Below are 11,791 nucleotides of genomic sequence, written 5' to 3' on the forward strand. Positions count from 1 at the left end.
TGAAACGACCGCTTTTTACGGTTTCAACACCACCTTGATGAGTCCTTTTTCCTTGTCGTACAACCGCTGAAACCAACTGGCGCCCTCTTCCAGCGGCACTTCTGCGCTCAGAATTGCTTCTACGTTGATTCTTCCGGACGAAATCAGATCCAGGGCCGCTTCGTATTCGCCGTTGATGGCGCAGGACCCCTGCAACCGCAACTGCCGCGTCACGACAGCCTGCAACGGGATATTGACCGATTGGGCCAGATTGCCCACCAGCGTAACCGTGGCTCCCTTGCGCACGCAGTCAATGGCGGTTTTAACCGTGGGTTCAATGCCCACCACTTCAAACGAAACGTCAGCCCCGCGTCCGTGCGTCCGGGCCTGAACTTCCGCCGTTACATCCTGCCGGCTGGTGTTGATTGCTACGTCTGCCCCCAGTTGCTGGGCTAGCGCCAGCCGGTCGTCGTCCAGATCGACGGCGATAATTGAACCACAACCCGCCAGTTTCAGCGCCTGAATAACAAACAACCCGATCATGCCGGCCCCCACGACCACCGCCGTATCATTGACCAGAATGGGCGTCAGGCTCAGGGCGTGCAGCGCCACCGCCACCGGTTCCACCAAAGCCGCCTGCGTAAAGCTGACGTTGTCGGGAACCTGGTAGAGAATGTGCTGCGGCACCACAATAAACTCGGCAAAAGCGCCCTGCCGCCGGAAATCCGGTGTTGAAACGCCCAATACCTCACGACCGTCACTGAGGTTGTACATCCCCCGGCGGCTGTACCAGTCGTCCAGCGCATACACCGTTGAATCGAAAGTGACCCGGTCGCCCACCTGCCAGTTTTTAACGGCGTCCCCGGTTTCAACGATGATCCCCGAAGCTTCGTGGCCCATGACGATCGGCGGAATGCGCCGGCCGCTGCTGCCGTCCATGCCGTGAACGTCGCTGCCGCAGATTCCGACGGCCTGGACTTTCACCAGCACATCGTTCGGACCGGGTTGCGGACGGGAAAGTTCCTGTAATTCAAACTCCTTATAGTTTGTTAAGACGAGTGCTTTCATATTTTCTACGCACCTGCTATTCGCAGGTTCATTATGGTTTTTGATAAATGGTCGTAAAGGCTTCCCTGGGTATCTGGTGGTATTCGCGCCGGAGCAGATGCGGGTTTATTTCAAACGTAACGACTTCCGTCAGTTCGTCCGGTTCCTCGCCAAACAGTTCCTTCGTTAAAGCAGGACGGTACTGCTTTTTTACCCAAATTAATTTCTGATCGGGCGCTTTTCTCCAGGCCGGATTGTCGCCCAGCACGAATTGAATCTTTCGCCAGTCGTTGTAAAAGTATTCTTGCAACAACGGGATTATCCGGTCACTGAACACCTCACAAAGCTCCTCGTGCGACTGAACGTTCATCAGATACGCATGACCCAGCAGGTGATCGCGGTCGTAAAGGTACTCAATCCGTTCATTCAGCGTACGCAACAACGTGCCCAGATCAACGCCATCGACCACCGAAAGCAGTCCCACATCCGGTAATAGCTCCCGAAAATGAAACCGGCGACGCAGGGCAATATCCAGCAGAGCAATCGAACGGTCGGCGGTGTTCATGGTGGCCACCAGATACAGGTTGGCCGGTACCGCAAACCGCTCCTGCGAGTACGGTAGCGTCAGCCACAGTTCGTTGGTGGCTCCCAGTCGTTTATCGGGTTCAATCAGCGTGATCAGTTCCCCAAACACCTTGGAAATGTTCGCCCGGTTGATTTCGTCGATGATCAGTACCTGCGCATCGGCGCGCGCAATCTTCTGCCGACGGGTTTCGGACTCATCGTTCAGGCAGTCGGCCATGGTTGCATAACCGGCCTTCTGCAAAGCGGCCAGGCAGGCTTTGTGAAAGACTCCCCGGGCAATTTTGTAGCTGATCTGATTACCCCGGGTTTCGGGCCGGATCCCTTCCACAAATTCTTCGTAGCCAAACGAGGGGTGAAACGTAATCCATTCGCTGTCGTAGGTACGGCTTAATTCGCGGGCTTCGAACGACTTGCCGGTTCCGGGCGGACCATAGATAATCAGATTCAGCGGGATGGAGGGCCGCGCCGGTTCGGTTTTCTCGTAAACCGCCGGGGCTTCCTCCACGCTATTCCACTCGTCGGCGGGTTGCTCCGACCGAAACGCATCCGCCATGATTTCACCCCGAACGGCCTCATCGTCGGCCGCCTGGTAAATAAACCGGTTGTGGCTGGCCGTGTGCGGACCGCGTTTGGTTGTCACCAGCAACTCCGCCAGACAGTCTTCCCAGCAGCTTCGCAGGACGGGGTGATTCAGCAAATGATCCGACGACTGGCCGACGATCACGGAAATGTAATCTGACTTTTCGGACAACGGCTTTACATCCACCACCGCCAGCGATTCGATTCGTTCGCGGCAAGCCTTTTTGACGGTAAGCCAGAACTCCAGCTCGCCCTGCCGGGGCCGGTAGAGCCGCAGCGCCAGAAAAAAGTTGATGTGCGCCGAAATGGCTTTCTGATCCCGGTTCACAACAAACGCCAGCCGACTGTCGCCGTTGGGCAGGTTGACGGTTTCAATCAGTTCCTTCAGCAACCCAAGATATTTCCGGATGGCTTCCGGCTGATCAATCGCCCTTATTTTTTCAATGAGTTGGTGTCGTTGCTGAGTTAAGGTCATGGTATTATTGGGCCTCTCGCCCATCGAAACTACGACATTTTGCCAAATAGTTCGTATTTTGGTGGTCTAGATGTTTCCTGTTCTATTGATGATGAAAAATTGGTTTAGTTACGGATGGATTACGCTTGCGTTATTAGCTTGTACACTCAACGACACCAACCCAACCAACACGGTTTGTTTCGTAACGGAAATGATCCGCTACCAAACGGATCAAAATGGCCAACAGGAAATCAGCCGCCAGACGTTAAACTACCAGAATGGCCGATTATTGTCTTACAGCGACCGAAGCTCGGACCGCGCCATCTCGTTTGATTTTAAATACATCGGCGGTAAAGTTGCCTCTGCCTACACGCCCGATCGCAGCACCGTACTCAGCCTCGACTATGACGAATACGACCGGGTCAAAACCGCGTCGTACATCATCAACAACAAGGAGCAGTCGGTTTTTTCGCTTTATTACGATACCGATGATCGCTCGGTTCGCCTGATTCGCCTGGTGGAAACGCGGGTCACGCTACCCACCAGTTCCTTCATTTCCAGCCGGATTTTCCAGTTCTCATACGGCGAGATCGCTCCCAATACCGTCGATATTGTCGCCCAGACGGTTCAGAATGGTTACAAAGACGGTTCCCGGACGGAGGAGGAAATGACTTTTGTGCAGAGCGCCGACAATCACTCGCCCTTTTACGATTCGGCCCAGACCATCCTGCTGGCTTTGCTGGCGCTGACCAACCATACCGAATCCGATGCGGCCCGGTACCTGCAACGATTTGATAGCCGATCCCACACCCGCCAAATCATCGCGGCCAACGGTGGTATTACTTTACGGGAAACCAGTCAGTTTACGACGGAGTATGACAACCATTTCAACCCGGTTCGGTCCACCCAATCTTCTCACCTGACGGCTCCGGCCGACTCGGTTCCCGCCGATCGCACCTACCAGCATACGTTTCAATACCTGTGTGAAGAGTAGGCGCGCGCCAGCCGTCCGGATTCAGTTCAGCGCATCGAACAGGATTTCGGCCGGGTGCCGGGCAATCCGGCCCGTTCCGTCTTTGATCTGGTGGCGGCAACTGGTGCCGGGCGCGGCAATCAGCACATCGGCGGGCTGCTGACGAACCGTCGGAAACAGCACCAGCTCCCCGACCTGCATGGAAACTTCGTAGTGTTCCTTTTCGTAGCCAAACGACCCCGCCATGCCGCAACAGCCCGACGGAATCAGGTGCACCTCGTAATTCTCGGGCAGCGACAGCATCCGTTTCGTCGGCACCAGCGAAGTCAGCGCCTTCTGGTGGCAGTGGCCGTGCAGTTTGATGAGCCTTTTTTCCGTCGTGAAGGCGGTTTTCGCAATCCGCCCCTTGTCGATTTCCTGCGCAATAAACTCCTCAACCAGCAACGAATGGCTGGCCAGGTGTCGGGCGTCGGCTTTCAATTCCTGCGGAACCAGATCGGGGTACTCATCCCGAAAGCCCAGGATGGCCGAAGGTTCAATACCGATCAGCGGAGTCTCCGCCGTAATCAGGCTTCTCAGCCGTCTGACGTTCTCGGCAGCAATCTTCTGGGCATCCCGCACGAGGCCCTTCGAGAGGTACGTTCGGCCGCTTTCCAGGTGGTCGGGAATCACCACTTCGTACCCCAGCCGCTCCAGCAGTTGCACGGTTTTCATGCCAACTTCCACGTCGTTGTAATTCGTAAACTCATCGCAGAAGAGGTACACTTTTCGCGGCAAGCCCGCCTGGGGCCGTCCTTTCGCCCACTGCCGCAGCGTTGTTTTTCCCAGCTCCGGCATGGTCCGCTCGGGGTGAAAACCGGCCATTCGGTTGGCGATCCGGCGCAGGGCGGGCGTGTCGTAAATTGCGTTGTAGGCCCAGGGAGCCAGACTCGCCAGCGACATCAGTTTGGTAAAATTACCGACCAGTCGGGAGCGCAGCGGAACCCCGTTGGCGTCGTAATAATGCTGTAAAAATTCCGCCTTCATCCGGCTGATGTCGACGCTCGACGGGCATTCCGATTTGCACCCCTTGCACGACAGGCAGAGGTCCATCACATCCTTGATTTCCTCGTGGTCGAAGCGGTTGACCTTATCGGAATGGGTCAGAAACTGCCGGAGGATGTTGGCCCGCGCCCGGGTGGTGTCGTGCTCCCGGCGGGTGGCCATGTAACTCGGGCACATGGTTCCGCCCGTTACGGCGGTTTTGCGGCAATCACCCGAACCACTGCATTTTTCGGCCAGATTCAAAATATTTTCTTCCGCCGAAAAGTCAAAAATGGTGTCGATCGCCACGGGTTGCTGATCGGCCTCATACCGCAGGAAAGCGTTCATGGCGGGCGTATCGACAATCTTGCCGGGGTTGAAAAGGCCGTTCGGGTCCCAGGTCCGCTTTACCTCCTGCACCAACTGAAAATTGGCCTCCCCGATCATAAACGGAATAAATTCGCCCCGCAGCCGACCGTCACCGTGTTCGCCCGACAGCGAGCCGCCGTATTTTTTGACCAGAGCCGCCGTATCGGCCAGCAAATCCCGGAACTGCCGACGGCCCTCCTCCGATTTGAGGTTGATCAACGGCAGCACGTGCAACTCCCCCGCCCCGGCGTGGGCCGAGTACTCGAGCGTCAGACCGTGTTTTTCGGCGGCCATCCGGTCCAGTTCATCGATGTAATCCGGCAGGTCGCGCACATCCACGGCGCAGTCTTCGATGACGTTGGCCGGTTTATGGTCGCCCGGAATGTTGTACATGATGCTCAGCCCCGCTTTTCGCAGATTCCAGGCCTTGACCGCATCGGTACCAAACAACACCGGATAGGCATACCCCAGCCCCCGCTGCCGCAAGGCCGCAACAAGCTCCGCTGCGTTCCGGGTAACCTCCTCCGCCGTTTCGGCGAAGAACTCGACCATCAGCACGGCTTTGGGGTCGCCCTCCACAAAATCGCGGTTTTTGGCCTGCTCAATATTTTCTTTGGTCAGTTGCAGGATGTAATCATCGACCAGTTCGGACGCAGAGCAGCCGTGTTCCAGCGCCACCAGGTTGGCCTCCAGCGACTGCCGGATGGTATTAAAGTGGGCGCAGACCAACGCGCTTTTCTGCGGAGGCAGCGGCAACAGGTTCAGTTTGGCTTCAGTAACAAAACACAGCGTTCCCTCCGAACCCGCAATCAGGTTGCAGAAATTAAAGTGTTCATCGGACGGGTACTCATCCGGATGGTGTTCAAAAAACGGCACCAGTGCATCCAGCGCGTAACCCGTATTCCGGCGCGTAATGGTCGGTTTGGGAAAGCCGTCGCGCACCTGCTGCTGAACCGCCGGGTTGCCGAGCACATTCCGGATTTGCTGATATAGTTTCTGTTCCAGCGGACTCACCACGTTTTCGCCCCGGCATTTCTGTTCGAACTCATTGCGGCTCAAACGGCGGAACGTCACTTCGGCCCCATCGCTCAGGATCGCCCGGACTTCGAGCAAATGATGCCGCGTCGTCCCCCAGATAATGGAATGCAGCCCGCAGGAATTATTGCCGATCATCCCGCCGACCATCGCCCGGCTGGCCGTTGAGGTTTCCGGCCCAAACATTCGTCCGTGCAGTCTCAGGAGGGCATTCAGGTCGTCGCGGATGACGCCCGGCTGGACCCGCGCCCAGCCTTCTGACGCGTTGATTTCCAGCACTTCCGTGAAGTATTTGGAACAATCGACCACAATGCCACCGCCCACCACCTGCCCGGCCAGGGACGTACCGGCGGCCCGGGGAATCAGCGACGTGTGGTTCTGGCGGGCAAACCGCACCAGCCGTTTGACGTCTTCCACGGTTTTGGGAATGGCCACGGCCAGCGGTTTTTCCTGATAGACCGAGGCATCGGTGGCGTAAAGCAGGCGCATGGCCTGGTGTTCGGGCGAGTCGTCGAAATACAGATCGCCTTCAAACGTGGGAGCAAGCGACGAAAATGTGGGGGCGGGAATTCTAAACATACGAGGTTAAAGCCGGGCTGGAAATCGGCAAAATTAGGGTCTAATTTACCGAAAAAAAACAAAACTCGGACCTTCCACTAAGATACCGTGCCGGTTCACAGCCATTTTTTGCGGAAAATAGTTTATACCCGTACAAACCATTTTCAAGTCATAAAAATGAGCGTAAAAAGCATCTTCGGAATCATCCTGACGCTGGCCGGATTAGTGGGTCTGATCTACGGAGGCATGGACCTTACCAGTGGGGGCGTAGCCCGGGCCTCATGGGTTTACTTGCTGCTGGGCGGTATTTTCTTTTTTTCCGGAATCAGTCTGATCCGGAACACCCGGGACGCCACCTAGCCGATCACCGTCAAACCCGACGGTAAGCCCGCCGGACGTAGAAGAGGGTGGTGCCCGCAATCGCCAGCAGCAAAAGAAGGTTGGGAAGCATTTTTCCGGCTACCGGTTCGGACCCGGAGGCTGCCTGCAGCCAGTTCCAGAATGTCCAGGTCATAAAGACCATGACAACGAACAGGAGCATCGCCAGCATCTGGTGCGTGTTGCGAACCAGCCGGTCCCGGTTTTCGGGCGTCTGCGGAACGGGCTGGTTGTAAAACTCGGCCGGAATCTGGCGTATTCCCCAGAACAACACAAAAAAGAAAACCGAAAGCCCTGGAACCACAAACAGGTTTCCGCGTCCACCCCAGCGATCGGGTTTTCCCGCCAGCCCGAAATGAACCGGAATGGTTTCGGGCAATTGGGGATAATAGCCAAAAATCAGCGCCAGCTGGCCTATGATTAACAGCAATGCCAGCACGTTCAAGAGCCGTTCGGTCGTCGGGACGGTGGAGGATGACAGGGCTTTCATGTCTATCAAAATTTAGTTGTACAGCGGTTTTTCACTGGTTTCGATCTTCATCCGGCCAATGAGCCGGAAAAACCGGACCGGCAGCAGGATGGCCGCCATCGTCAGGCCGGCCAGCAGGCCCACCCAGATACCGGCCGCATTCAGGTTCATCCAGAAACCCAGCACGTAGCTGAGCGGTAACCCAACAATCCAGTAGGCAAACAGCGTAATGATTGTAGGCACATTAACGTCGGATATGCCCCGTAAAATACCCACGCCAACCACCTGCACGCCGTCGGATAACTGGAAAAAACCGCCCATGATCACCAGCGAAGCCGCCACGGTAGCCACCTCGGCATTGTCCCGAATGTACAGGCTGACCAGCCAGTCGTTGGCCGTCAGGAAAATCAGGGCGGTAAAGCCCATAAAAGCCGTTACCAGCCACAAAGCCGACACCCCCGCCCGGCGAACCGCCGTCTGGCTGGACCGGCCCAGGGCGCTACCGACCCGGATGGCCCCCGCCGACGAAATACCGGTGGCCATCATGTAGGTCGTTGAAGCCATGTTGATGGCAATCTGATGGGCCGCCAGTTGGTTGGAACCCAGCCAGCCTGCCATCATGGCCGCCAGTGAAAATGTGGCCGCTTCAAAGAAATACGTAAAACCCCCGGGCAGGCCCAGGCGCAGAATTTTTCGAATATAATCCGCCATCCGAAACGCACCAAAGGTGGGCTGAAAATACCGTTGAAACAGGTCGGACCGCCGGACGTAAAGAATGATGGCAACCGCCATGTAAACGCGCGATAATAAGGTTGCCACCGCCGAACCGTAAACGCCCCATGCTGGAAACGGCCCAACACCCGTAATGAGCAGGTAATTAAACACCGCATTCAGCACCAGCGCCGACAGGGTTATGGACATGGCGACCCGCGGCTGAGCCAACCCATCGCACAACTGCCGGGCGGCAATGAAGAGAAAAAGCGGAATGTTCGACACGCTGAGAATCAGCATGAAGTTCCGGCCGATTTCTGTTACCTCCGGTGTTTGCTCGAAAACCTCAAAATGATAGGCAAATACCATTCCGATAATTCCCAGAACTACCCCCAGCAGGAGAGCCACCTGCAAACCGGCCCGAAATAAGCGATTAATCTCGGCCGTGTCGCCACGCCCGTTGGCCTGGGAAACCAGGGCTGCAACGACCGACAAACCGCCCACGCCGATGCTCGACACCAGAAAAGTCAGCGACACCGACAACCCCGCCCCGGCCAGAGGAACCGCGCCCAAGAGCCGCCCAACGAACAAATTGTCGGTCACGCCCATCAACACCACACCCAGTTGCGCAATCACAATCGGAATGCTAAGCCGGAGGGTATCCGCCAACTCTGGTTTATAAATCTGGTACCACTGCTTCATACTTTTTCAACAGCAATGTCCTGTTCCCTGTTCCGGTCTAGAAAGGATTAATATTGTACAAGACTTTTTCTTACTTTTGTCTCAACACACTTTAAAGATGCCCCAAGCGATTGAAAGAGTACGGCAGCAATATCCAAAAATTAGTCGAATATCTACAGACTATTGAAGACCGCGAGAAGCGCACCCGCTACGCGCACATCTTGGTGGAACTGATGCGGCAAATCCATCCCAACATGCGGGATAATCAGGACTACTATAATAAATTGTGGGATGACCTCTACATCATTTCGGATTTTAAACTGGATGTAGACAGCCCCTACCCGCCCCCGACCGCCGAGGTGCTGGGTAAAAAACCGCAGCCCGTTCCGTATAACACGCACGGTTTGCGTTACAAGCACTACGGCCAGAACATTAATCTGCTGATTGCCAAAGCCATTTCGCTGGAAGATTCGGAAGAGCGGCTGGCATTTGTGTCGTACATGGCCCGGCTGATGAAAACGTTTTACTCGACCTGGAATAAAGAAGCCGTTGAAGACGAAACGATCCTGACCAACCTGGACGAGATGTCGAACGGCAAGCTCCACGACGACATTCAGTCCATTCGAACCAACGGTTTTGTTGACGCTACTCCGCGCGAACGGACGGGCGATCAACCACCCCGGCGTAATCCCAGCGGCCCGTCCTACGGTCGCAACGAAGGTTCGGGGCAATCGTACAGCCGAAACGAAACGTCCGGCAATCGCCAGAATAACAATTACTACCAGAATCAGGGGCGTGGGCACCGCGATGGCGGCAACAACAACCGTGACAATCGCAACGACGGTCACCGCAACGACCGCTTCCGGGGAAATAATCCCAATAATCGCAACAAAAGACGTTAACAGAGTAAAGAATTAAGCGTTAAGAGTTGGTTAACACATGAGTTGGCCAACTCTAACTCTTCATTCTTTATTCTTAATTATTAACTCCCCATATGGCATCATTCCGCATTGCCGGTGATCAACATTTAAAGGGCGAAATCAATCCACAAGGCGCTAAAAATGAAGCCCTTCAGATTCTATGTGCGGTTTTGTTAACCGCCGAGCCGGTCACCATTCACAATATTCCCAACATCCGCGACGTCAACAAACTCATTGAACTGCTGGGCGATCTGGGCGTTAAAGTCGAACGACTGTCTGATTCGTCGTGCCGTTTCCAGGCCGACCAGGTAGATATCTCCGTCTTGGACACGGCCGCTTACCGAGAAAAAGCCTCCGCCCTGCGCGGCTCGGTGATGCTGCTGGGACCAATGCTGGCCCGCTTCAAAACCGGCCGGATTCCGCGGCCCGGGGGCGACAAGATTGGCCGTCGGCGACTGGATACGCACTTTCTGGGTTTCGAAAAACTCGGTGCGAAATTCAACTTTGATTCCGAAGAAAGTGGCATGTACAACGTTGATGCCAGCCACCTGCAGGGCACGTATATGCTACTGGATGAAGCTTCGGTGACGGGCACAGCAAACGTAGTGATGGCCGCCGTGATGGCCGAAGGCAAAACGACCATTTACAATGCCGCCTGCGAACCATACCTGCAACAGCTTTGCTCGATGCTGAACCGCATGGGTGCTAAAATCAGCGGCATTGCGTCGAACCTGCTCACGATCGAAGGCGTCGAGAAACTCGGAGGTACCGAGCATACCATGCTGCCCGACATGATCGAGATTGGTTCGTTTATTGGTCTGGCGGCTATGACGCAGTCGGAAATTACAATCAAGAACTGCCAGATTCCGCAGTTGGGCATCATTCCGGAGGTTTTCAAGCGGCTGGGCATCAAAATGGAATTCCGGGGAGACGACATTTATGTACCGGCTCAGGAACACTACCAGATCGAAAGTTTTCTGGATGGCGGTATGATGACGGTTTCGGACGCTCCCTGGCCCGGTTTTACCCCCGACTTACTGAGCATTGTGCTGGTAACGGCTATTCAGGCACAGGGTACGCTGTTGGTTCACCAGAAGATGTTTGAAAGCCGGTTGTTCTTCGTCGATAAGCTGATTGAGATGGGCGCGCAAATGATTCTCTGCGATCCCCACCGGGCTACGGTTATCGGGCTGAACCGCCAGCAACAACTGAAGGGCATTCGTATGTCGTCACCCGATATTCGCGCCGGAGTTGCCCTGCTCATTGCGGCTCTCTCGGCCAAAGGCGATAGCATCATTGATAACATTGAGCAGATTGACCGGGGTTATCAGAATATTGATGGCCGGCTGAACGCCATTGGCGCAGTCATTGAGCGGCTCTAACGCCTGAAAATGAAAACAAAAAAGCCGTTCGCTGCGCGAACGGCTTTTTTGTTTGTCGCGATATCAGACAAAACCTGATGCCGCAACCAAGAAACATTTTAACCTATTGCGCCGGCTTCATGTGATGAGCGCACTTTTTTTTTTGATGAGCGGTAGGTATTTTTTGTCAAAACGGCCGTTATGGTTCTAGATAGGATGCGCGGCAGATCCTCTCGATCGTTTTCTTCGTTTTATTTCTAAACAACAAGACAATGAACCTCACCAGTGAACTCTACCAGCGGCTGAGCGCCCGCCGGAATGCCCTCTTAGTGCACTACAGCCACAATAACTCCTTGAAAGCCAACGATCCCACCACGTACCGAAAATACCAGAGTGAACTTCGGGATTTAAATCGAAAACTGCGTCTGATCCGGGGTCAGCTCGACGATAATCCGATTCTGTAACCCATCCTTTCTTCTTTGTTGGTTTATGCCGCTCCGATCCTCCCCTGCTCAACCGCAGGTCGGTATACGCCATTACCAGATTGGTTAATACTAAGAGTAGGAATTCTTCGGTTTGGGTGACGAACTTTTCATCGTTTCCGGTTCGGAATCGGGCGTATCCAGATGCAGGAAAAACGTCCGGTGGCAGCGTCGGCAACGGAAATAT

The 11,791-nt window shown here is 55.0% G+C and carries 10 protein-coding genes; 5 read left to right on the forward strand and 5 right to left on the reverse strand.

Features of this window, described 5'->3' with window-relative positions; all coding sequences use genetic code 11:
* Positions 1-15: 15 nt before the first annotated feature.
* The gene (locus tag OQ371_RS02200; RefSeq protein ID WP_265992085.1) at positions 16-1,047 is read right to left on the reverse strand and encodes a galactitol-1-phosphate 5-dehydrogenase; all 1,032 of its coding nucleotides are present in this window, start codon (positions 1,045-1,047) and stop codon (positions 16-18) included.
* 31 nt (positions 1,048-1,078) lie between these two features.
* Entirely contained in the window at positions 1,079-2,665 is a 1,587-nt protein-coding gene (locus tag OQ371_RS02205; RefSeq protein ID WP_265992087.1) for an McrB family protein, read from the reverse strand.
* Between the two features lie 190 nt (positions 2,666-2,855).
* On the opposite strand from OQ371_RS02205, the gene OQ371_RS02210 reads away from it, so the two are divergent.
* Positions 2,856-3,638, forward strand: a complete 783-nt coding sequence (locus tag OQ371_RS02210) for a hypothetical protein (protein ID WP_265992089.1) — start codon at positions 2,856-2,858, stop codon at positions 3,636-3,638.
* Positions 3,639-3,659: 21 nt separating this feature from the next.
* Here the strand turns inward: OQ371_RS02210 and OQ371_RS02215 are convergent, their stop codons facing one another.
* Entirely contained in the window at positions 3,660-6,623 is a 2,964-nt protein-coding gene (locus OQ371_RS02215) for an FAD-binding and (Fe-S)-binding domain-containing protein (RefSeq protein WP_265992091.1), read from the reverse strand.
* Between the two features lie 156 nt (positions 6,624-6,779).
* On the opposite strand from OQ371_RS02215, the gene OQ371_RS02220 reads away from it, so the two are divergent.
* A complete protein-coding gene (locus OQ371_RS02220) occupies positions 6,780-6,962 on the forward strand; it encodes a hypothetical protein (protein ID WP_265992093.1) in 183 nt (60 codons plus the stop codon).
* Positions 6,963-6,972: 10 nt separating this feature from the next.
* On the opposite strand, the gene OQ371_RS02225 is transcribed toward OQ371_RS02220, so the two are convergent.
* Both OQ371_RS02225 and OQ371_RS02230 read right to left on the reverse strand, forming a co-directional pair.
* A complete protein-coding gene (locus OQ371_RS02225; protein ID WP_265992095.1) occupies positions 6,973-7,470 on the reverse strand; it encodes a DUF1648 domain-containing protein in 498 nt (165 codons plus the stop codon).
* Positions 7,471-7,482: 12 nt separating this feature from the next.
* On the reverse strand, positions 7,483-8,862 hold the full coding sequence (locus OQ371_RS02230) for an MATE family efflux transporter (protein WP_265992097.1): 1,380 nt from the start codon (positions 8,860-8,862) through the stop codon (positions 7,483-7,485).
* A 110-nt stretch (positions 8,863-8,972) separates the two neighbouring features.
* On the opposite strand from OQ371_RS02230, the gene OQ371_RS02235 reads away from it, so the two are divergent.
* The 3 genes from OQ371_RS02235 to OQ371_RS02245 all read left to right on the forward strand — a co-directional run bounded on the left by OQ371_RS02235 (position 8,973) and on the right by OQ371_RS02245 (position 11,586).
* On the forward strand, positions 8,973-9,743 hold the full coding sequence (locus tag OQ371_RS02235; RefSeq protein ID WP_265992099.1) for a DUF4290 domain-containing protein: 771 nt from the start codon (positions 8,973-8,975) through the stop codon (positions 9,741-9,743).
* A gap of 92 nt (positions 9,744-9,835) precedes the next feature.
* Positions 9,836-11,143: a UDP-N-acetylglucosamine 1-carboxyvinyltransferase gene (gene murA / locus OQ371_RS02240; protein ID WP_265992101.1), complete on the forward strand. Its 1,308-nt coding sequence runs from the start codon at positions 9,836-9,838 to the stop codon at positions 11,141-11,143.
* A gap of 251 nt (positions 11,144-11,394) precedes the next feature.
* A complete protein-coding gene (locus tag OQ371_RS02245) occupies positions 11,395-11,586 on the forward strand; it encodes a hypothetical protein (RefSeq protein WP_265992103.1) in 192 nt (63 codons plus the stop codon).
* Positions 11,587-11,791: the final 205 nt, after the last annotated feature.

Origin of the sequence: Larkinella insperata (genome assembly GCF_026248825.1) — a bacterium.
Lineage (GTDB): Bacteria > Bacteroidota > Bacteroidia > Cytophagales > Spirosomataceae > Larkinella > Larkinella insperata.

What these genes read in the sequence shown, in the direction of transcription:
- OQ371_RS02205 (WP_265992087.1), bottom strand. Translation starts at nt 2,665, where the DNA reads ATGACCTTAACTCAGCAACGACACCAACTCATTGAAAAAATAAGGGCG.
- OQ371_RS02220 (WP_265992093.1), top strand. Translation starts at nt 6,780, where the DNA reads ATGAGCGTAAAAAGCATCTTCGGAATCATCCTGACGCTGGCCGGATTA.
- OQ371_RS02245 (WP_265992103.1), top strand. Translation starts at nt 11,395, where the DNA reads ATGAACCTCACCAGTGAACTCTACCAGCGGCTGAGCGCCCGCCGGAAT.
- OQ371_RS02215 (WP_265992091.1), bottom strand. Translation starts at nt 6,623, where the DNA reads ATGTTTAGAATTCCCGCCCCCACATTTTCGTCGCTTGCTCCCACGTTT.
- OQ371_RS02225 (WP_265992095.1), bottom strand. Translation starts at nt 7,470, where the DNA reads ATGAAAGCCCTGTCATCCTCCACCGTCCCGACGACCGAACGGCTCTTG.
- OQ371_RS02230 (WP_265992097.1), bottom strand. Translation starts at nt 8,862, where the DNA reads ATGAAGCAGTGGTACCAGATTTATAAACCAGAGTTGGCGGATACCCTC.
- OQ371_RS02210 (WP_265992089.1), top strand. Translation starts at nt 2,856, where the DNA reads ATGATCCGCTACCAAACGGATCAAAATGGCCAACAGGAAATCAGCCGC.
- murA (WP_265992101.1), top strand. Translation starts at nt 9,836, where the DNA reads ATGGCATCATTCCGCATTGCCGGTGATCAACATTTAAAGGGCGAAATC.
- OQ371_RS02200 (WP_265992085.1), bottom strand. Translation starts at nt 1,047, where the DNA reads ATGAAAGCACTCGTCTTAACAAACTATAAGGAGTTTGAATTACAGGAA.